The following is a 20124-nucleotide window of genomic DNA, read 5'->3' on the forward strand; positions in this document are numbered from 1 at the left end:
GTCTGATAAATTGTTAAAGAGCAGTGCAACGCGGCTTTCGCTCACTGTTGCAAGGTGGCGTATATTACGCTTTCCTCTTTCAGAGTCAACCGTTTATTTTCAGGTTTTTCTCTTCAACCGAACCGGCTGTTTGTGTGAAGTGATTCACATCCGCCGTGTCGATGGAGGCGCATTATAGGGAGTCGACTCAGGAAGACAAGCGGAAAAATGCATTTTTGTTTCAACCGCTCACCTTTTATCCATAACGCTTACTTTTGCTGCTTTTTTATCGCCAATGGCAGGTCAGCCAGGCTATTTATCACTAAATCAGCCGCATTTTCTGCTTCTGGCGTAACAGGCTTACCCGTGCGCACCAATACTTTGGTCCCAACGTTAGCAGCGGCTGCTGCCTGCATATCTTCTATTTTGTCGCCCACCATATAGGAAGCCGCCATATCTATGTGCAGGAACTCTTGCGCAGAGAGAAGCATTCCTGGATGCGGTTTACGACAGTCGCAAACCTGGCGGTACTCTTCTACCGTTCCCTGCGGGTGGTGAGGACAATAGTAGATGCCATCCAGATCAACATCACGATCGGCCAGCGACCAGTCCATCCACTCCGTCAGCGTTTCAAACTGCGCTTCAGTAAATTTACCGCGGGCAATACCCGACTGGTTAGTCACGACGATAAGTGCATAGCCCATCTGTTTAAGTTCACGCATGGCATCAATAACGCCGTCGATAAACTCGAACTCGTCGATCTCATGTACGTAACCGTGGTCCACATTAATGGTGCCGTCACGGTCGAGAAAAATTGCAGGTACAGACTTTGCCACCTTTTATAGCTCCTGAATAAGGCATGTTGCTCTAGTATCGCATGTTTCGGCAGGCAAGAAAGTGCTCATCGTGCAAAGCCAGATTGATTTAGACGTCTGGATGCCTTAACATCCATCTTATTAACGACGTCGACCGTACCAGACAGACGAAAATGCCACGGCTAACTTAATTACGATAATAAATAACCCATGATTAAACTTTCGAATATCACCAAAGTGTTCCAGCAGGGGACGCGCACCATTCAGGCATTGAACAATGTCAGCCTGCATGTTCCTGCCGGACAGATTTATGGCGTTATTGGCGCCTCAGGTGCCGGTAAAAGTACGCTCATCCGCTGCGTTAACTTACTTGAACGCCCAACGGAGGGCAGTGTACAGGTCGGCGGTCAGGAGCTCACTACGCTTTCTGAATCCGAGCTGACCAAAGCTCGCCGTCAAATCGGCATGATTTTCCAGCACTTTAACCTGCTGTCTTCCCGCACGGTATTTGGTAACGTCGCGCTTCCACTGGAGCTGGACAACACCCCAAAAGAAGAGATCAAACGTCGCGTTACCGAGCTACTGGATTTAGTGGGCCTTGGCGATAAGCACGACAGCTATGCCGCCAACCTTTCAGGCGGCCAGAAACAGCGTGTCGCCATTGCCCGTGCTCTGGCAAGCCAACCGAAGGTATTGCTGTGCGATGAGGCCACCAGCGCACTCGATCCGGCAACGACCCGTTCGATTCTGGAATTACTGAAAGACATTAACCGCCGTCTTGGGTTAACCATCCTGCTGATTACCCATGAGATGGACGTCGTAAAACGTATTTGTGACTGCGTGGCGGTTATCAGTAACGGTGAACTGATCGAGCAGGACACGGTGAGCGAAGTGTTTTCACATCCGAAAACGCCGCTGGCGCAGAAATTCATTCAATCCACGCTGCATCTGGATATTCCAGAAGATTATCAGGAACGCTTAAAAGCAGAACCAGAAGCCGATAGCGTCCCGATGCTGCGTATGGAGTTTACCGGCCACTCCGTCGATGCCCCACTGCTTTCCGAAATTGCTCGCCGCTTTAATGTGAACAACAACATTATCAGTGCGCAGATGGATTACGCCGGTGGCGTCAAGTTCGGCATCATGCTGACTGAAATGCACGGCGCACAAGAAGATACACAAGCGGCCATCAACTGGCTGCAGGAACACCATGTAAAAGTAGAGGTACTGGGTTATGTCTGAGCCAATGATGTGGCTGCTAGTTCGCGGCGTATGGGAAACGCTGGCAATGACCTTTGTGTCCGGTTTTTTTGGCTTTGTGATTGGCCTGCCCGTCGGCGTACTGCTGTACGTCACGCGTCCGGGGCAAATCATCGAGAACGCGAAGCTCTATCGTACGCTGTCAGCGCTGGTCAATATTTTCCGCTCCATCCCATTCATTATACTGCTGGTATGGATGATTCCATTTACCCGCATGATTGTCGGCACCTCGATCGGTTTACAGGCCGCTATCGTCCCGCTGACCGTGGGTGCCGCACCGTTTATTGCCCGAATGGTAGAAAACGCGCTGCTGGAAATCCCGACCGGGCTGATTGAAGCCTCAAGAGCGATGGGCGCTACGCCGTTACAGATCGTGCGTAAAGTGTTACTACCAGAAGCGTTGCCAGGCCTGGTGAATGCGGCAACGATCACGCTGATTACCCTGGTCGGTTACTCAGCAATGGGCGGGGCCGTCGGTGCGGGCGGTCTTGGGCAGATTGGCTATCAATACGGTTACATTGGATACAACGCTACCGTGATGAATACAGTACTGGTATTACTTGTCGTTCTGGTTTATTTAATTCAGTTATCCGGCGATCGCATCGTCCGGGCGGTCACGCACAAGTAACGTTACACACAACACAGAAAAACTCATTAAGAAAAGGAAATAAGCATGGCGTTCAAATTCAAAACCTTTGCGGCAGTTGGAGCCCTGATCGGTTCTCTGGCACTTGTGGGTTGCGGTCAGGATGAAAAAGATCCAAACCACATCAAAGTGGGCGTTATTGTTGGCGCAGAGCAGCAGGTTGCCGAAGTCGCTCAGAAAGTGGCGAAAGAAAAATACGGTCTGGACGTTGAACTGGTCACGTTCAACGATTACGTCCTGCCTAACGAAGCGCTGAGCAAAGGCGATATCGATGCCAATGCCTTCCAGCACAAACCATACCTGGATCAGCAGATCAAAGATCGCGGTTACAAACTGGTTGCTGCAGGCAATACGTTCGTCTACCCCATTGCTGGCTATTCCAAAAAAATCAAATCACTGGATGAACTGCAGGACGGTTCTCAGGTAGCGATTCCAAACGACCCGACTAACCTCGGTCGTTCCCTGCTGCTGCTGCAGAAAGTGGGCCTGATCAAACTGAAAGACGGCGTTGGCCTGCTGCCAACCGCGCTGGATGTGGTTGAAAACCCGAAAAACCTGAAGCTGGTAGAGCTGGAAGCACCACAGCTGCCGCGTTCACTGGACGACGCACAGATCGCGCTGGCGGTTATCAATACCACCTACGCCAGCCAGATCGGCCTGACCCCGGCAAAAGACGGTATCTTTGTTGAAGATAAAGATTCCCCGTACGTAAACCTGATCGTAACTCGCGAAGACAATAAAGACGCTGAGAACGTGAAGAAATTCGTTGAAGCGTATCAGTCCGACGAAGTTTACGAAGCGGCAAACAAAGTCTTCAATGGCGGCGCTGTTAAGGGCTGGTAATTTTAGGCTGTTTCCAGAATCTGTAATATCATCAGGACGGGCGCTTGCCCGTCTTGTCATTTATGCAAGCACCTGATTCAATATCTGACGTTTAGATCATTCATTGAGGAAATATTATGCGTGCTTTACCGATCTGTTTAGTAGCACTCATGTTGAGCGGCTGTTCTATGTTAAGCAGATCCCCTGTTGAACCCGTTCAAAGCACTACGACCCCGCCGAAAGTGGAGCCAGAAAAACCAAAAGCACCGCGTGCCACACCGGTAAGAATTATCACCAACGCTGAAGATCTGGTCGGTAAACCATTCCGCGATCTGGGTGAAGTCAGCGGTGAATCCTGCCAGGCATCAAACCAGGATTCTCCTCCAAGCATTCCAACCGCACGCAAACGCATGCAGATTAATGCCTCTAAAATGAAAGCGAATGCGGTATTGCTGCACAGTTGCGAAGTGACCAGCGGAACACCGGGTTGCTATCGTCAGGCGGTTTGCATTGGTTCTGCACTGAATATTTCGACGAAATGAGCCACTTTCAGTTCGAGCAAATAGGCGTTATCCGCTCTCCCTATAAAGAAAAATTCGCCGTTCCACGCCAGCCAGGTCTGGTGAAAAGTGCCAACGGCGAACTGCATTTGCTCGCACCGTATAACCAGGCCGATGCCGTTCGCGGCCTGGAAGCGTTCAGCCATTTGTGGGTGATTTTTGTTTTTCACCAGACAATGGAAGGTGGATGGCGGCCAACCGTGCGCCCTCCTCGACTTGGCGGCAACGCCAGAATGGGCGTCTTTGCCACACGTTCGACCTTTCGCCCTAACCCTGTCGGCATGTCGCTGGTCGAACTAAAAGGCATTGTCTGCCAGAAAGATAACGTTGTCCTACAACTGGGCAGTCTGGATCTGGTCGACGGAACTCCGGTGGTCGATATCAAGCCCTACCTGCCGTTTGCTGAAGCACTACCCGATGCCACCGCCAGCTATGCACAGCATGCGCCAGTCGCGGAAATGGCGGTCAGTTTCACCCCTGAGGTTGAGCAACAACTTCTGATGCTGGAAAAACGTTATCCGCTGCTAAAAACATTTATTGGTGAAGTGCTGGCACAGGACCCGCGTCCTGCGTATCGTAAGGGTGAAGAGACAGGCAAAACGTACGCCGTCTGGCTACACGATTTCAACGTGCGCTGGCGCGTGACGGCAGAGGGTTTCGAAGTCTTTGCGCTCGAACCCCGGTAATTTCGCGCCCTTCTCTTTTGACATCCCTTTCTCGCTGGTAAACTAAACCACTTTTTTTGTGTCAGGCTCGCGTTGAGCCTGTTCGATCGTTCAACTGGAACCGTAACAACATGCGTACTAGCCAATATCTGCTCTCCACTCTGAAGGAGACACCTGCCGACGCCGAGGTTATCAGCCACCAGCTGATGCTGCGCGCCGGGATGATTCGCAAGCTGGCCTCCGGGTTATACACCTGGCTGCCGACCGGCGTGCGCGTCCTGAAAAAAGTCGAAAACATCGTGCGTGAAGAGATGAACAACGCCGGTGCTATCGAGGTGTTAATGCCGGTAGTTCAGCCTTCTGAACTGTGGGAAGAGAGCGGCCGTTGGGAACAGTACGGCCCGGAACTGCTGCGTATTGCTGACCGCGGCGATCGTCCATTCGTACTCGGCCCAACGCATGAAGAAGTGATCACCGACCTGATCCGTAACGAGCTCAGCTCCTACAAACAGCTGCCGCTGAACTTCTACCAGATCCAGACTAAATTCCGTGACGAAGTGCGTCCGCGTTTCGGCGTCATGCGCTCCCGTGAATTCCTGATGAAAGATGCGTACTCTTTCCATACGACTCAGGAATCTTTGCAAGAAACCTACGACGCAATGTATGCCGCGTACAGCAAGATCTTCAGCCGTATGGGTCTGGATTTCCGTGCAGTACAGGCTGACACCGGTTCTATCGGCGGTAGCGCTTCTCACGAATTCCAGGTTCTGGCGCAGAGCGGCGAAGATGACGTGGTGTTCTCTGACAGCTCCGACTTTGCTGCCAACATCGAATTTGCAGAAGCCGTAGCACCAAAAGAACCGCGCGGCGCTGCCACGCAGGAAATGACGCTGGTCGATACGCCAAACGCGAAAACCATCGCTGAGCTGGTTGAGCAGTTCAATCTGCCGATCGAAAAAACCGTTAAAACGCTGCTGGTGAAAGCGGTCGAAGGCAGCAGCTACCCGCTGGTTGCGCTGCTGGTTCGTGGCGATCACGAACTGAACGAAGTCAAAGCAGAAAAACTGCCGCAGGTTGCCAGCCCACTGACCTTCGCCACCGAAGAAGAAATTCGTGCCGTAGTCAAAGCAGGTCCTGGCTCGCTCGGTCCAGTGAACATGCCGATCCCGGTAGTTATCGATCGTACCGTTGCGGTCATGAGCGACTTCGCAGCAGGTGCTAACATCGACGGTAAACACTATTTCGGTATTAACTGGGATCGTGATGTCGCCACGCCAGAAGTGGCTGACATCCGTAACGTCGTTGCCGGCGACCCGAGCCCGGACGGCAAAGGCACACTACTGATTAAACGCGGTATCGAAGTCGGTCACATCTTCCAGTTGGGTACCAAGTACTCTGAAGCAATGAAAGCTTCCGTTCAGGGCGAAGATGGTCGTAACCAGATTCTGACCATGGGCTGCTACGGTATCGGGGTGACTCGCGTTGTTGCTGCCGCTATTGAACAGAACTTTGACGATCGTGGCATTGTATGGCCGGACGCTATCGCGCCGTTCCAGGTGGCGATTCTGCCGATGAACATGCACAAATCCTACCGCGTGCAGGAACTGGCTGAGAAGCTTTACGCAGAGCTGCGTGCGCAGGGTATCGAAGTGCTGATGGACGATCGTAAAGAGCGTCCAGGCGTGATGTTTGCCGATATGGAACTGATCGGTATTCCGCACACCATCGTGCTGGGCGACCGTAACCTCGATAACGATGATATCGAGTACAAATACCGTCGTAACGGCGAGAAACAGCTGATTAAAACCGGCGACATCGTCGACTATCTGATTAAAGCCATTAAAGGCTAATACAGCAAAAGGCCCTGATCATCAGGGCCTTTTTTTCAGAGATTAATTACACCCTTTACCGGGTATAAACTTCGCGTCTTTATCCGCCATCAGCGTTTTCACCTTCTCGCCCGTATCCGGGTTCGCCTCCTGCGTGAAATGCCCTTCAAGGGTCAACAAGACCGATTGGCCAGTTTCCGTGCGAGCAGCTAAATAGCCGCGTTCAAGCTGGGCATTATTTGCGACCGGCATACGCTTGCCCGTCGCACAGTCGGTAAAGACAGCCGCATCCGCCATGTAGAAATACATCCCACGCATCGGCATTGGCGTGACGGGCAAACTGGCTGACACCGGCTCAAGGGTATAGTTGAACTGCGATTCGATCGGATTACCTTCACGATCGAGCATTTCCAGCGCCTCGCCTTTTGCCCGGTAGTAAGACTTCTCACCTTTGCTGTCGGTCAACACCAGCTTATCCGCCGTGCGTGCCCAGGTGCCATAGGAGGCAAAGGAAGACGGTTCATCCCGTACGCCCTGATACCGTTCGTTCATCACCCAGGTCCCGTCTTTTTCCAGGAACAGCGAGGTTTCAATCCCTTCGCAGTCGGCGCAGGGCAAGATGCCACGCCAACTTTGCTGCATCGGTTTTAATTCTGCCGCCCGCGTCGACTGCAATGCTTCGACGTCAGTACGATTATTACAGCCGATCAAGGAAAAGAGCGTGCATACAGCGACCACTGACAATATTGCTGTTTTCACTATAAAATCCTTATGATTTTTTTATTCCTGTTCGTTAGTCCTGCGAACGACGAACTTTCCCGCGCAGCGCCTTCACGGTGGATTTTTGCGCCTTCGATGACAACCGGCGCTCTTTCGAAGCGCGCGTAGGACGCGTTGCCTGGCGGCTTTTTTGCACTGCGGTTAATTCTTTAATCAACGCCACCAGCCTGGCCAGAGCCGCTTCCCGGTTGAGTTCCTGACTGCGATATTCCTGCGCCTTAATGATGATGACGCCGTCGGCAGTGATCAGATGATGACTGGCCGCCAGCAAGCGTTCCTTGTAATACTCTGGCAGGCCAGAGGCCCGAATGTCAAAGCGCAAATGGATGGCCGTCGAGGTCTTATTAACGTGCTGCCCACCCGCACCCTGTGCCCGGATAGCCGTGATTTCCAGCTCATTATCAGGGATAGAGACGTTTCGGGAGAGAACGATCATCAACGCTGCTGCCACGCGGTCAGATGAATTTCCAGATTGTTCTGAGAGTCTGACAACCAGATAGCCCCATCCTGGATGGTCGCCTGCAACGTCATAGTACGCCCGGCAAAGTCGCTCAGCTGCGCCAGCTGTTCGTCATCCAGATACCAGACAGTCAGATTTTTAAACTGTGCGCACTTATTCTGGTTTTGCTGCCACCAGATTTGCGCCGCCCGACTGTTATAGGTAAACAAAGCAACTTCCCCAGACTGAGTACAGGCCTTCTTAATCCGACGCTCATCCGGCAGGCCGAGTTCAATCCATAAATCAATGCCCAGATGATCGTTACGCAGCCATGCTTCTGGCTCATCTTCTGCGCTCAAGCCTCGCGTAAACTGTAACCGCTCATTGGCATATTTAATCCATGCCAACAGGCGCAGCATCATGCGTTCCTGGGTTTCAGAAGGGTGACGCGCCAGCGTCAATGCCGCGTCAAGAAACTGGTTGCGGTCAAGATCCGCCACGTTGACAACGGCTTTATAAATTGTCGCTTTAAGCGCCATGAGAGAACTCCTTTCGAATCAGGCGCACATTGTAGCGAAAACTACGCCAAAAGGCTGCTAACAGCTCTTCTATCAAGGCGCTGATATTGCTTGAATGAGTATGGTATAGTCACCTTGCTAAACAGAGTTTATCTTCGTAGGCTTAGACTTGCATCCACGGTTAAGTCAGAGTACTGACAGGAGGGCATGTGGAAAAATATTGTGAGTTAATACGCAAGCGGTACGCGGAAATCGCCAGCGGAGACTTAGGGTATGTCCCGGATGCGCTGGGTTGCGTATTGAAAGTGCTGAATGAAGTGGCGGAAGACAGCGCCCTTTCAGAGTCGGTCAGAGAAAAAGCGGCCTATGCTGCCGCGAACTTACTGGTGAGCGATTATGTCAATGAATGAAACGTATCAACCCATTAACTGTGATGATTACGACAATCTTGAGCTCGCCTGCCAGCACCATTTATTACTGACGCTGGCGCTGAAAGATGGCGAAGTGCTGCAGGCGAAAGCCAATGACCTGGTTTCACGCAAAAATGTGGAATATCTGGTTGCAGACGTCTCTGGAGAATCACGTGAGCTTCGTCTCGACAAGATTGCCAGCTTCAGCCACCCGGAAATCGGTACCGTGGTGGTTAGCGAATCCTGATTATTTTGTTGCCGGATGGCGGTGCAAGCACCTTATCCGGCCTACTTTCCATGCGATACGTAGGCCTGATAAGCGCAGCGCCATCAGGCATGCCATACCAGATTCACGCCTTCTTCCCCTTCCGCCTGTCCTTCCCGCGTAACAAAGACACCGGCTGCCGCAATCAGCGTTTCGCCGTAAAACAGTAACGGCGTGGTATCGCGTCGCCAGGGCGGAATTCCCTGCTCCTGCCATATTTTTTTGAGCTTACGCCCACCGTTACGCCCGACAATGTGTAATAACCCGGGCGCTTTAAAGCGAATACTGACCGGTTCACCCACGTGCGGCATACGTAATTCTCCCGTTGGGAGTAACTGTACGTCTCCCAGCCCGGCAGGCAGCGTCAGCGGTGTTTGCCAGCATGACCACGGGATGACAGTTTCACTTTGCCCGGTAACGGATTTCACCCACCACAGCTGTGACTGATAGCGGCGAATTTCATATTCGCCTACGCACAAGCACGGCGCAGCATCTTCCCGTGCCAGCACCACTTCCTGCCAGATTCGCGCCAGCGCATCCCGGGATGGCATCGGTGCATTCAGCCCTGCCAGCCAGCGACGAAGCAGCGCTGCACGTCGTACATCGCTCATCGTCATTAATGGCTCAACTAAAAGGGTGTCCTGCTCGGTGACACACTCCGCTAAATCATTGGCAAGTAACTCATCCAACAAACGTTCCTGATCGGCACACAGCACCGCACTGCGGGCCGCCGCTTCAGCAAAGTGCGGCCAGCGCTGTTGCAGTTGCGGGATTATACGTAGCCGCAGAAAATTGCGATCGTAGGCATCATCCTGATTACTTTCATCTTCAATCCAGCGTAGTCCATGCTCCAACGCCCAGCGTTCAAGCGCGTCACGCGTTTGCGCCAATAGCGGGCGAATAAGCTGGGTCCCAGCAAACGGTGAACTTTCCCCCATTGCAGAAAGTCCGGCCGGGCCGCTGCCGCGTTTGAGCGCCAGCAAAAAGGTTTCACACTGGTCATCAAGATGCTGGGCGGTCATCAGCACTTCACCCGGCAGCAGCGTCCGGGCAAAAGCCTGATAGCGCGCCCGCCGGGCCTGCGCCTCTATCCCCAGCCCGTCATCCTGAAGATGCACCCGTTCAACCACCAGCGGCACCTGCCATTGTGCACAAACCGATTCGCAGTGCGTCACCCATTCGTCTGCGTGCGGACTCAATCCATGGTGGATGTGGATAGCGCGTAGCACGACGTCGGGGTGTTGTTTTCGCCACAGCACCAGTTGGTGCAACAGCACGGTCGAGTCGAGGCCACCGCTAAAGGCCACCAGGATATGGAGAGATGTCAGAAGTGAAGTGTTTAGTGTGAGTGTCGTCATGATGAGTACTTACTAGGGTATTGCCCGGCACGTTACCGGGCTACCGTTACAATGACAAGCCTTACTGCTCGTATAATTCAAGCGGTAATCCATCCGGATCGTTGAAAAAAGTAAAGCGTTTGCCGGTAAAGGGGTCGACACGTACTGCCTCACATTTCACATTATGATTTTCCAGATGGGCTATCGCCTTTTCCACATCATCCACGCTGAACGCCAGATGGCGTAACCCGCAGGCTTCCGGTCGGCTGGGACGGCAAGGTGGAAATGGAAAAGAAAAAAGCTCAATCACGTACTGCCCGTTCAGCGCCAGATCGCCTTTCCAGGAGTCACGCTCTTCCCGGTAGACCTCGCTCATCAGCGTAAAGCCCAGCACGTCGCAGTAAAATGCCTTACTCACCGCGTAGTCCGTCGCAATAATGGCAATATGGTGAACCTGTTTTAATCCCAGCATAGCGTCTTAGCCTCTTTAGTTTTCTTTTCGCACGTTACTCGTCCACGGTCGGTTCAGGCAAGCTGCGATGCCATTTTTAGGACTCGCACACGGTACACGCCGTCCTCACCCAGTTTAGCGCCATGAATATCCGTGTCGAATCCGGGATAATGATGGCCGACAGAACACAGCATCAACAGGAAATCGAGCACCGCCCGGCTGTCTTCGGTGATCATTTCCCCCGGCATCAGCAACGGTACGCCGGGAGGATAAGGCAGGATCATATTTGCAGAAATGCGCCCCACCAGTTGGTCAAGCGTCACCGTCTCCACCTCGCCTTTGATCTGCCGCTGCCAGGCCTGATGTGGCGTCATTTTCATTTCCGGTAGGGTGTCAAATGCCCGTAGCATTAGCCCGGAGAGATCGTGTTGGCGGATCAGATTATGGATCCCCTGTGCCAGATCCTGAATACGCATATTGCGATAGAAATCCGGATCTTCAGCATACAAATCTGGCAGCATATTCTTCACACGCAAATTCAGATCGTACGATCGTTTGAACTCTGTCAGCCCGCGCAGCAACCCCATCGCCCGGGTTTTATCAATGCCAATGCTGAACAAAAATAACAGATTATACGGACCCGTTTTCTCCACCACGACACCGCGTTCGTCGAGGAATTTCGCCACCAGCGCCGCCGGGATCCCTTCGTCACTCATGTTTCCCTGTTCATCCATCCCCGGTGTCAGAATAGTCACTTTCACCGGATCGAGGAACATGTGGTCGGCGTCGGCATCGGTAAACCCATGCCAGTCTTCACCCGGCGCTACGGGCCAGCATTCCGCTTCATCCACCTTTTCCGGCTGCCAGATATCAAAGAACCAGCCGTCCGATTCTTCCCGCAGTCGCTGTACTTCTTTGCGAAAATGCAGCGCACGCTCAACGGAGCGATTGATTAAGCGCTTGCCTGAGTTGCCGCGCAGCATTGCCGCCGCCGTTTCTATTGACGCGACAATCGGGTAGCTCGGCGACGTCGAGGTATGCATCATAAAGGCTTCATTAAAGGTCTCTTCATCGTAGTCACCTTTAATGTGGATCAGAGAGGCCTGCGACAGCGCCGCCAGCATCTTGTGGGTCGACTGGGTTTCAAAGATAACCTTACCAGGTACTCGTTCGCCGCTCATGCCGCTTTTCCCCTGATAGATCGGGTGAAAATGAGTGTATGGCACCCAGGCCGAGTCAAAATGAATAGACGGCACGTCCAACGTCTGTTTGATCCAGTTGGTGTTATACAGCAGACCGTCGTAGGTAGAGTTGGTGATCACCGCATGTACTGGCCACTGGGCCTGGACGGTCTCTCCGACTTTGCGCTCAATACTCTCACGGGTAAATTCACGTTTAGGTATGCCGCCAAGAATACCCAGCGCATTACGCGTGGGCTTCAGCCAGATGGGTACCACGTCGCTCATCATCAGCAAATGCGCCAGTGATTTATGACAGTTACGATCGATCAGTAACGTACTTCCGGTCGGGGCTGCATACATACCGACAATTTTATTCGACGTCGAGGTGCCATTCGTCACCATATAGCTCTGCTCTGCCCCAAAGGTGCGGGCGATATATTCTTCGGCCTCCAGGTGCGGGCCAGTATGGTCCAGCAGCGACCCCAGTTCGGTCACGGAAATGGAGACGTCGGCCTTGAGCGTATTGCCGCCAAAAAAGTCATAGAACAGGCAGCCCACTGGACTCTTTTGGTATGCCGTCCCCGCCATGTGCCCCGGCGTACAGAAGGTATACTTCCCTTCTTTCACGTAGGTGAACAACGCCTTGGTAAACGGCGGAGTGATGTTATCGAGGTATTCATTGGTGTACTGGCGAATATGGGTGGCAATATCGTCAGACTGGCCTAGAGCATACTCGAAAAACCACAGCGCCATGCGCAGGTCGTGTGCGCTGACATCCATCGTCGAATGGGTATTGATAAAGGCGTAAAGCGGCAGATATTCGTTAAGCTGGTTGATATCGCTACACAGCTCCAGGCTGTACTCATCCCAGTCAAAAATGACGCCGCAAATTCGCGGGTTGTGCTCAATAAATTTCAGCAGGTCGACGCTATTCTGCGGCCAGATAATCTGGAATCCCTGCTGCAGTAGTGCACGTTCAAGTTCCTTGATGGGCTCATCTTTATAAAAGACGCCATGCGGTCCCATGATGGCAATGATATTCATGCGTTCCTCCTGGAAAAACCTTAGTTAATCATAGCCTGGTCAAACCGCAGGTAAAAAAAAGGGCCACAGCGTTGTGGCCCTTTTCAGAATATATGTAGTTTACGCGTAACCGTAGCTCATCAGACGCTGGTAACGGCGATTTTTCAGCTCTTCCGTACTTAACACATCGAGATCGGCCAGATCGGCCAGCAGCTGTGCTTTCAGCGACGCAGCCATGACTTCTGGATTACGATGCGCCCCGCCCAGCGGTTCCGGTACGATAGAATCGATCAGCTTCAGCTCTTTCAGACGCGGGGCAATAATGCCCATCGCTTCTGCCGCCAACGGCGCTTTGTCTGCGCTTTTCCACAGAATGGATGCACAGCCTTCCGGGGAGATAACAGAATAGGTGCTGTATTGCAGCATATTCACTTTATCGCCCACGCCGATCGCCAACGCGCCACCGGAGCCACCTTCGCCGATAACGGTGCAGATAACCGGTACGCTCAGACGTGACATTTCACGCAGGTTACGCGCAATCGCTTCAGACTGACCGCGTTCTTCCGCGCCCACGCCCGGATAAGCCCCAGGGGTGTCAATGAAGGTAATGATCGGCATCTTGAAACGTTCGGCCATTTCCATCAGGCGCAGCGCTTTGCGATAGCCTTCCGGTGCTGGCATGCCGAAGTTACGACGAATTTTTTCTTTAGTCTCGCGGCCTTTCTGATGACCAATGATCATCACTGGACGACCATCAAGACGCGCGATGCCGCCGACGATAGCTTTATCATCCGCATAGGCACGATCGCCCGCCAGCTCATCAAATTCATCAAACGCCAGGCGGACGTAATCCAGGGTGTACGGACGCTGTGGATGGCGAGCCAGCTGGGCTACCTGCCATGCGCCAAGATCGGCAAAGATTTTGCGCGTCAGTTCTACGCTTTTTTCACGCAGGCGATGCACTTCTTCATCGATGTTAATATCCAGTTTCTCATCCTGACGGCTCACCGCAGTCAGAGAATCGATTTTTGCTTCCAGCTCTGCAATCGGCTGTTCAAAATCAAGGAAATTCAGACTCATAGTATTCCTGTATTAGTCAAACTCCAGTTCCACCTGCTCCGAACCAATAAGGCCACGGAGATCGTTCAGTAAACGATCGCTCGGAGAGACACGCCACGTTGCGCCAAAACGCAACCGCGCACGTGCATCCGCCCTCTGATAGTAGAGATGTACTGGAATTGTCCCCGAGCGGTGGGGTTCCAGAGACTGACGGAGTCGGTTTAAAAGCTGGTCATCAATTTGCCTGTCCGTCAGCGAGATAGCAAGCCCGCGAGCGTATTTTTCCCGGGCTTCGTCAATATCCATGACTTCACGGGCCATCATTTTAAGCCCACCGCTGAAGTCATCAAAGCTGACCTGTCCGCTGACGATAAGTATGCGGTCTTTTTCCAGCAAATGCTGGTATTTATCCAGGGCATCGGTAAATAACATCACTTCCAGACGCCCGGAACGGTCATCCAGCGTGCAGATGCCGATACGATTGCCGCGCTTGGTGACCATTACCCGCGCAGCAATGACGAGCCCCGCAGCCGTGGTAACTTTACCACGTTCTGTCGGATGCATGTCTTTCAGCCTGTGGCCTCCGACATAGCGCTCAATTTCTTTTAAATACTGGTTGATGGGGTGTCCCGTCAGGTAAAGCCCTAACGTTTCACGCTCACCATCTAATACCACCTGCTCCGGCCACGGCGTGCAGTTGGCATAGGATTGTTCAATCTGTTCCGGCTCTTCGGCCAGAACGCCAAACATATCGGCCTGACCGATGGCTTCGGCTTTTGCGTGCTGATCGGCGGCTTTAAGCGCGTCGTTCAGCGAATTCATCAGTGCGGCGCGATGCGGGCCAAGGCGGTCAAACGCCCCGGACATGATCAGTTTTTCCAGCACCCGGCGGTTTAGCTTTTTGATATCCGTACGGGCACAGAGATCGAACAGCTCGCGGAAATAGCCACCTTTGTTACGCGCTTCAATAATAGCTTCAATGGGGCCTTCACCCACGCCTTTTATCGCGCCGATGCCATACACAATCTCGCCATCATCATTTACGTGGAAATGATACAGCCCGGAGTTGATATCCGGCGGCAGGATTTTCAGCCCCATACGCCAGCATTCATCCACCAGCCCGACCACTTTCTCAGTGTTATCCATATCGGCGGTCATTACCGCGGCCATAAACTCGGCGGGGTAATGCGTTTTCAACCATAGCGTCTGGTAAGACACCAACGCATAGGCTGCGGAGTGCGATTTGTTAAACCCGTACCCGGCGAATTTCTCCACCAGGTCAAAGATTTTGATCGCCAGCTCACCGTCTACGCCGCGCTTTCTCGCCCCTTCTTCAAAGGTGCCGCGCTGCTTGGCCATTTCTTCCGGCTTTTTCTTACCCATCGCACGGCGCAGCATATCCGCGCCGCCAAGAGTATAACCAGACAGTTCCTGGGCAATCTGCATGACCTGTTCCTGATACAGGATAATGCCGTACGTCGGCTCCAGAACAGGTTTCAGGCACTCATGCTGCCATTGTACATCCGGGTAGGATATCTCTTCTCGCCCGTGCTTACGGTCGATAAAGTTATCTACCATTCCCGACTGCAGTGGGCCTGGGCGGAACAACGCCACCAGGGCTATCATATCTTCGAAGCAGTCAGGCTGCAGGCGTTTGATCAGATCCTTCATGCCGCGAGATTCAAGCTGGAAGACGGCGGTTGTCTCCGAGCGCTGCAGCATATCAAAACATTTTTTATCGTCGAGCGGGATGGCGGCGATGTCAATCGGCTCCAGTCCCTGCTTTGCCCGACGCGGGTTGATCATTTTCAGCGCCCAGTCAATGATCGTCAGCGTACGCAGACCCAGGAAGTCAAACTTAACCAACCCGGCGTATTCCACGTCGTTTTTATCAAACTGAGTGACCGGATGAAGACCTTCTTCATCACAATAGAGCGGAGCAAAGTCGGTAATTTTAGTGGGCGCAATAACCACGCCGCCCGCATGCTTACCGGCATTACGCGTGACGCCTTCCAGCTTACGCGCCATGTCGATCAGCGCCCTGACCTCTTCGTCCGCCTCGTAGATTTCTGGCAACTGCGGCTCTGCCTCAAAGGCTTTTGCCAGCGTCATCCCCGGATCGGGTGGCACCAGTTTAGAAATCCTGTCGACAAACCCGTACGGATGCCCCAGTACGCGGCCCACGTCGCGGATAACCGCTTTTGCTGCCATCGTACCGAAGGTAATAATCTGTGATACCGCGTCACGACCATACATTTCCGCCACGTGTTCAATCACCTGGTCGCGTTTCTCCATACAGAAGTCAACGTCGAAGTCAGGCATCGAGACACGTTCCGGGTTAAGGAAACGTTCGAACAGCAGGTCAAATTCCAGCGGATCAAGATCGGTAATTTTTAGCGCATAGGCCACCAGCGAGCCGGCACCGGAACCACGGCCAGGTCCGACCGGCACGCCGTTGTCTTTCGACCACTGGATAAACTCCATGACGATCAGGAAGTAGCCCGGGAACCCCATCTGGTTGATAACCTGAAGTTCAATGTCCAGGCGTTCGTCGTAAGGTGGGCGCTTCTCTTTGCGCTCGGCTTCATCCGGGAACAAAAATGCAAGGCGTTCTTCCAGACCTTCTTTCGATTTTTTGACCAGATAGTCTTCGGTGGTCATATCTCCGGTCGGGAACTGCGGCAGGAAGTATTCACCCAGACGCACCGTCACGTTACAGCGCTTGGCTATCTCGACGGTATTTTGCAGCGCTTCCGGAATGTCGGAAAACAGCTCGCACATTTCTTCTTCGCTGCGCATATACTGCTGCGGCGAATAGTTGCGCGGACGTTTCGGATCATCGAGTGTGAAACCATCATGGATCGCCACGCGGATCTCATGCGCGTCAAAATCTCCGGTTTCAAGGAAGCGAACATCGTTGGTCGCCACCACCGGCAGACCCCGCGTTTCGGCCAGCGCCACTGCGGCATGCAAATAATTCTCTTCGTCCTGCCTGCCGGTACGGATCAGTTCCAGAAAATAACAATCGGGGAAATGTTCTTCATAAAACGTGACGCACTCATCAACCAGCGCGCTGTTACCGCGTAGCAAGCTCCGTCCGACGTCGCCCATGCGACCACCGGAAAGTAAAATTAAGCCTTCTTTTAAATCAAGCAACCAGTCTCTGTCGATGACCGGTCCTTCGGATCCATAGCCACGTTGATAGGCTTTTGATATCAACAACGTCAGATTCTGATAGCCCGTATTATTGGCCGCCAGCACCGTTAGTTGCGTCAACTCGTCGCCAAACTGCTCGCTACGGACATGAAAATCAGCACCAACAATCGGTTTAATGCCCGCACCGTGACCCGCCCCGTAAAACTTCACCAGACCACACAGGTTGGTAAAATCGGTGATCGCCAGTGCAGGCATGCCCAACGCGGCCGCCTTTTTCACCAGCGGCCCCGTTTTTGCCAACCCATCAATCATGGAGTAGTCGCTGTGCACCCGCAGGTGGACGAAACGTGGTTCAGACATCTTCAGATTCCGGTTTACTTATTCTTGCCACAAGAATCAGGACGTGAGTCCCAGTGCGCGTTTAACAGGGCCAAAGCTGCGACGGTGGTGTTCTGTCGCGCCATGCTCTATAAGCGCCGCCAGATGAAAAGCTGTTGGGTAGCCTTTGTGCTGCGCAAAGCCGTACTGCGGGAAAACCGTATCCAGCGTCGCCATCTCCGCATCGCGGGTGACTTTCGCCAAAATAGACGCTGCGCTGATTTCCGCCACGCGACTGTCCCCTTTCACCACCGCCATCGACGGCATCGGCAATACCGGGCAACGATTACCGTCAATGAGCACGTATTCAGGCGTAATGTGCAAACCGGCTACCGCGCGCTGCATGGCCAGCATGGTGGCATGCAGAATATTCAGCTCGTCAATTTCATGCGGTTCCGCCCGTCCCAGGCTCCAGCTTAACGCTTTTTCTTTGATTTCATCGTAAAGCGCCAGACGACGCTTTTCAGAGAGTTTTTTGGAGTCGTTCAGACCGACTATCGGACGCGCTGGATCAAGAATAACAGCAGCTGTCACCACAGCCCCGACCAAAGGGCCTCGTCCTACTTCATCCACACCCGCCACTAAATGCGTATGTGGATAAACAAATTCAATCATTGTGCTAACTCCAGGACTGCATCCGCCGCCTGCTCATCGGCATTACAACGGATCTGCTGGTGCAGGTCGCGGAACGTATCGTGCATCGCATGGCTGGTTTTGCCATTCGCCAGCAACGGCTGCAGCGCTTTCGCCAACGCCTGCGGTTCGCATTCATCCTGTAACAGCTCTTTGACTAATTCTCTTCCCGCCAGCAGGTTCGGCAACGAAACATAATCGGTTTTCACCAGACGTTTCGCCAGCCAGAACGTGAAGGGTTTCATACGGTATCCGACAACCATCGGGCACTTCGCCAGCATACACTCCAGCGCTGCCGTGCCGGAAGCCAGCAGCGCTGCATCGCTGGCAACCATCGCTTCGCGTCCCATCCCATCAAGCAGATGTACGGAAAGTTCCGGTGCTACCTCAGCTTTAATGCGCTCAAACTGTTCTCGTCGTTTGGCATTCACCAGAGGCACGACCACTTCGAGATCGGGATACTGCTGGCGTAGCAACTGTGCTGTTTTCAGAAAATCAGCGCTAAGCATCTCCACTTCAGCGCCCCGGCTTCCTGGCAATAGTGCCAGGCAGTGCGCATCATGGGGAATACCCAGCACGTCGCGAGCGGCGTTTTTATCCGGATCCAACGGCATGGCGTCCGCCATGGTGTGGCCGATAAAGCGGCACGGTACATTAAATTTGTCATAAAACGCTTTTTCGAAAGGCAGAAAGGCCAGCACCATATTGGTGGATCTGCCTATTTTGAAAACGCGTTTCTGTCGCCATGCCCACACGGAAGGGCTGACGTAATGAATGGTTTTAATGCCCTGTTTTTTCAAGTTCCCTTCAAGGGTAATATTAAAATCAGGTGCATCAATGCCAACGAAAACGTCCGGCTTAAGATCGGTAAAACGACGAGTCAGATCGGCGCGAATATGCAGTAAACGGCGCAGGCGTCCGAGCACTTCAACAATGCCCATCACCGCCAACTCTTCCATTTCGTACCAGGCTTCACAGCCTTCGGCCTGCATCAGCGGACCTGCCACGCCAACAAAACGGGCATTGGGTACACGCGCCTTGAGTGCGCGAATTAATCCTGCACCAAGAATATCGCCGGAGGTTTCTCCGGCGACGAGGGCAATCGTTAATGGACGCTGCTCAGTCATTAACGAATCAGGCCACGCGTTGAGCGCTCAAAGAAATCACTGAAAGCCTGAACATCCGGGTACTGCTTCGCCAGCTCGGCGATTTCCGGCTTCACTTCTTCCAGAGTTTTACCACTGCGATACAACGCTTTATAGGCGTTACGGATCGCGGTAATCGCTTCACGGGTGAACCCGCGACGCTTCAGACCTTCGATGTTGACGCCAAATGGCGTGGCATGATTACCTTGGGCGATAACGTACGGCGGAACGTCCTGAGCAACACCAGAACAACCACCAACCATCACATGTGCGCCGATGATGCAGAACTGATGCACCGCCGTCATCCCGCCGATGATAACGAAATCATCCAACGAAACGTGTCCGGCAAGCGTGGCGTTATTCGCCAGAATACAGCGATTACCAATCGTACAATCATGCGCAACGTGCGCGTTGATCATCAGTAAGTTATCGCTGCCCACCTTCGTCAACCCACCGCCTTGCACTGTGCCACGATGAATGGTGACGCTTTCGCGGATGCGGTTGCGATCGCCAATTTCCACGCGGGTCGGTTCGCCAGCATACTTCAGATCCTGGTTTACTTCGCCGATGGAGGCAAACTGATAGATCTCGTTATCGCGACCAATTTTAGTATGGCCATTCACGACAACGTGAGACTTCAGTACGGTACCCTCACCAATTTCAACGTGGGGTCCAACAATACAAAAAGGTCCAATGTGGGCATTGGCACCAATACTGGCGCCCTCTTCCACAATGGCGGTCGGGTGAATAAAGGCGGATTTATCAATCACGTA

At 53.0% G+C, this 20124-nt stretch carries 20 protein-coding genes; 8 read left to right on the forward strand and 12 right to left on the reverse strand.

Features of this window, described 5'->3' with window-relative positions:
• Positions 1 to 248: 248 nt before the first annotated feature.
• On the reverse strand, positions 249 to 815 hold the full coding sequence (gene gmhB, locus FDX22_RS17025) for a D-glycero-beta-D-manno-heptose 1,7-bisphosphate 7-phosphatase (RefSeq protein ID WP_115259377.1): 567 nt from the start codon (positions 813 to 815) through the stop codon (positions 249 to 251).
• Between the two features lie 189 nt (positions 816 to 1004).
• On the opposite strand from gmhB, the gene metN reads away from it, so the two are divergent.
• From metN to proS, 6 genes are all read left to right on the forward strand, one after another.
• Positions 1005 to 2036, forward strand: coding sequence for a methionine ABC transporter ATP-binding protein MetN (metN, locus tag FDX22_RS17030; protein WP_096758214.1), 1032 nt, complete (start codon positions 1005 to 1007; stop codon positions 2034 to 2036).
• Positions 2029 to 2682: a methionine ABC transporter permease MetI gene (locus FDX22_RS17035; RefSeq protein ID WP_003018471.1), complete on the forward strand. Its 654-nt coding sequence runs from the start codon at positions 2029 to 2031 to the stop codon at positions 2680 to 2682. The genes metN and FDX22_RS17035 overlap by 8 nt, the downstream gene beginning before the upstream one ends.
• A gap of 45 nt (positions 2683 to 2727) precedes the next feature.
• Positions 2728 to 3543, forward strand: coding sequence for a methionine ABC transporter substrate-binding lipoprotein MetQ (gene metQ, locus FDX22_RS17040; protein ID WP_096758215.1), 816 nt, complete (start codon positions 2728 to 2730; stop codon positions 3541 to 3543).
• A 116-nt stretch (positions 3544 to 3659) separates the two neighbouring features.
• Positions 3660 to 4064 carry an Rcs stress response system protein RcsF gene (gene rcsF / locus FDX22_RS17045; RefSeq protein WP_096758216.1) on the forward strand — a complete coding sequence of 135 codons (405 nt, stop codon included), beginning with the start codon at positions 3660 to 3662 and terminating at the stop codon, positions 4062 to 4064.
• Positions 4061 to 4768, forward strand: a complete 708-nt coding sequence (gene tsaA / locus FDX22_RS17050) for a tRNA (N6-threonylcarbamoyladenosine(37)-N6)-methyltransferase TrmO (protein WP_146717522.1) — start codon at positions 4061 to 4063, stop codon at positions 4766 to 4768. The genes rcsF and tsaA overlap by 4 nt, the downstream gene beginning before the upstream one ends.
• Before the next feature lie 110 nt (positions 4769 to 4878).
• Positions 4879 to 6597, forward strand: a complete 1719-nt coding sequence (gene proS, locus FDX22_RS17055) for a proline--tRNA ligase (RefSeq protein WP_146717523.1) — start codon at positions 4879 to 4881, stop codon at positions 6595 to 6597.
• A gap of 42 nt (positions 6598 to 6639) precedes the next feature.
• Here proS and nlpE read toward each other — a convergent pair whose 3' ends face one another.
• The 3 genes from nlpE to FDX22_RS17070 are packed head-to-tail and all read right to left on the reverse strand — an operon-like array spanning position 6640 to position 8334.
• Positions 6640 to 7338, reverse strand: a complete 699-nt coding sequence (gene nlpE, locus FDX22_RS17060; RefSeq protein WP_115259383.1) for an envelope stress response activation lipoprotein NlpE — start codon at positions 7336 to 7338, stop codon at positions 6640 to 6642.
• A gap of 31 nt (positions 7339 to 7369) precedes the next feature.
• Positions 7370 to 7792, reverse strand: coding sequence for an alternative ribosome rescue aminoacyl-tRNA hydrolase ArfB (gene arfB, locus FDX22_RS17065; RefSeq protein ID WP_096758220.1), 423 nt, complete (start codon positions 7790 to 7792; stop codon positions 7370 to 7372).
• Positions 7792 to 8334: a YaeQ family protein gene (locus tag FDX22_RS17070; protein WP_115259385.1), complete on the reverse strand. Its 543-nt coding sequence runs from the start codon at positions 8332 to 8334 to the stop codon at positions 7792 to 7794. The genes arfB and FDX22_RS17070 overlap by 1 nt, the downstream gene beginning before the upstream one ends.
• Positions 8335 to 8522: 188 nt before the next feature.
• Between FDX22_RS17070 and FDX22_RS17075 the strand changes: the two genes are divergently transcribed.
• Together FDX22_RS17075 and rof are read left to right on the forward strand one after the other, a co-directional pair.
• Positions 8523 to 8723 (forward strand): YaeP family protein, encoded by a 201-nt coding sequence (locus tag FDX22_RS17075; RefSeq protein ID WP_096758222.1) that lies wholly within the window; start codon positions 8523 to 8525, stop codon positions 8721 to 8723.
• Complete coding sequence (gene rof / locus FDX22_RS17080; protein WP_096758223.1) at positions 8710 to 8970, forward strand: Rho-binding antiterminator; 261 nt, start codon at positions 8710 to 8712, stop codon at positions 8968 to 8970. The genes FDX22_RS17075 and rof overlap by 14 nt, the downstream gene beginning before the upstream one ends.
• A gap of 83 nt (positions 8971 to 9053) precedes the next feature.
• On the opposite strand, the gene tilS is transcribed toward rof, so the two are convergent.
• The 8 genes from tilS to lpxA form a co-directional block, all read right to left on the reverse strand.
• Entirely contained in the window at positions 9054 to 10346 is a 1293-nt protein-coding gene (gene tilS / locus FDX22_RS17090) for a tRNA lysidine(34) synthetase TilS (protein WP_146717524.1), read from the reverse strand.
• A 61-nt stretch (positions 10347 to 10407) separates the two neighbouring features.
• A complete protein-coding gene (locus FDX22_RS17095) occupies positions 10408 to 10797 on the reverse strand; it encodes a VOC family protein (protein WP_096758225.1) in 390 nt (129 codons plus the stop codon).
• A 53-nt stretch (positions 10798 to 10850) separates the two neighbouring features.
• A complete protein-coding gene (ldcC, locus tag FDX22_RS17100; RefSeq protein WP_146717525.1) occupies positions 10851 to 13001 on the reverse strand; it encodes a lysine decarboxylase LdcC in 2151 nt (716 codons plus the stop codon).
• 99 nt (positions 13002 to 13100) lie between these two features.
• Positions 13101 to 14060, reverse strand: a complete 960-nt coding sequence (gene accA, locus FDX22_RS17105) for an acetyl-CoA carboxylase carboxyl transferase subunit alpha (RefSeq protein ID WP_096758227.1) — start codon at positions 14058 to 14060, stop codon at positions 13101 to 13103.
• 12 nt (positions 14061 to 14072) lie between these two features.
• Positions 14073 to 17555 (reverse strand): DNA polymerase III subunit alpha, encoded by a 3483-nt coding sequence (gene dnaE / locus FDX22_RS17110; RefSeq protein ID WP_096758228.1) that lies wholly within the window; start codon positions 17553 to 17555, stop codon positions 14073 to 14075.
• Positions 17556 to 17591: 36 nt separating this feature from the next.
• The gene (rnhB, locus tag FDX22_RS17115; protein ID WP_115259391.1) at positions 17592 to 18188 is read right to left on the reverse strand and encodes a ribonuclease HII; all 597 of its coding nucleotides are present in this window, start codon (positions 18186 to 18188) and stop codon (positions 17592 to 17594) included.
• Entirely contained in the window at positions 18185 to 19333 is a 1149-nt protein-coding gene (lpxB, locus tag FDX22_RS17120; RefSeq protein WP_096758230.1) for a lipid-A-disaccharide synthase, read from the reverse strand. The genes rnhB and lpxB overlap by 4 nt, the downstream gene beginning before the upstream one ends.
• Entirely contained in the window at positions 19333 to 20121 is a 789-nt protein-coding gene (gene lpxA, locus FDX22_RS17125) for an acyl-ACP--UDP-N-acetylglucosamine O-acyltransferase (protein ID WP_096758231.1), read from the reverse strand. Before lpxA ends, lpxB begins: the two co-directional genes overlap by 1 nt.
• Positions 20122 to 20124: the final 3 nt, after the last annotated feature.

It is taken from the genome of Citrobacter sp. TBCS-14 (genome assembly GCF_005280805.1).
GTDB classification, from domain to species: domain Bacteria; phylum Pseudomonadota; class Gammaproteobacteria; order Enterobacterales; family Enterobacteriaceae; genus Citrobacter; species Citrobacter gillenii.

What these genes read in the sequence shown, in the direction of transcription:
- FDX22_RS17095 (WP_096758225.1), bottom strand. Translation starts at nt 10,797, where the DNA reads ATGCTGGGATTAAAACAGGTTCACCATATTGCCATTATTGCGACGGAC.
- tsaA (WP_146717522.1), top strand. Translation starts at nt 4,061, where the DNA reads ATGAGCCACTTTCAGTTCGAGCAAATAGGCGTTATCCGCTCTCCCTAT.
- arfB (WP_096758220.1), bottom strand. Translation starts at nt 7,792, where the DNA reads ATGATCGTTCTCTCCCGAAACGTCTCTATCCCTGATAATGAGCTGGAA.
- accA (WP_096758227.1), bottom strand. Translation starts at nt 14,060, where the DNA reads ATGAGTCTGAATTTCCTTGATTTTGAACAGCCGATTGCAGAGCTGGAA.
- tilS (WP_146717524.1), bottom strand. Translation starts at nt 10,346, where the DNA reads ATGACGACACTCACACTAAACACTTCACTTCTGACATCTCTCCATATC.
- rof (WP_096758223.1), top strand. Translation starts at nt 8,710, where the DNA reads ATGTCAATGAATGAAACGTATCAACCCATTAACTGTGATGATTACGAC.
- ldcC (WP_146717525.1), bottom strand. Translation starts at nt 13,001, where the DNA reads ATGAATATCATTGCCATCATGGGACCGCATGGCGTCTTTTATAAAGAT.
- rnhB (WP_115259391.1), bottom strand. Translation starts at nt 18,188, where the DNA reads ATGATTGAATTTGTTTATCCACATACGCATTTAGTGGCGGGTGTGGAT.
- lpxB (WP_096758230.1), bottom strand. Translation starts at nt 19,333, where the DNA reads ATGACTGAGCAGCGTCCATTAACGATTGCCCTCGTCGCCGGAGAAACC.
- metN (WP_096758214.1), top strand. Translation starts at nt 1,005, where the DNA reads ATGATTAAACTTTCGAATATCACCAAAGTGTTCCAGCAGGGGACGCGC.
- dnaE (WP_096758228.1), bottom strand. Translation starts at nt 17,555, where the DNA reads ATGTCTGAACCACGTTTCGTCCACCTGCGGGTGCACAGCGACTACTCC.
- metQ (WP_096758215.1), top strand. Translation starts at nt 2,728, where the DNA reads ATGGCGTTCAAATTCAAAACCTTTGCGGCAGTTGGAGCCCTGATCGGT.
- proS (WP_146717523.1), top strand. Translation starts at nt 4,879, where the DNA reads ATGCGTACTAGCCAATATCTGCTCTCCACTCTGAAGGAGACACCTGCC.
- FDX22_RS17035 (WP_003018471.1), top strand. Translation starts at nt 2,029, where the DNA reads ATGTCTGAGCCAATGATGTGGCTGCTAGTTCGCGGCGTATGGGAAACG.
- FDX22_RS17070 (WP_115259385.1), bottom strand. Translation starts at nt 8,334, where the DNA reads ATGGCGCTTAAAGCGACAATTTATAAAGCCGTTGTCAACGTGGCGGAT.
- rcsF (WP_096758216.1), top strand. Translation starts at nt 3,660, where the DNA reads ATGCGTGCTTTACCGATCTGTTTAGTAGCACTCATGTTGAGCGGCTGT.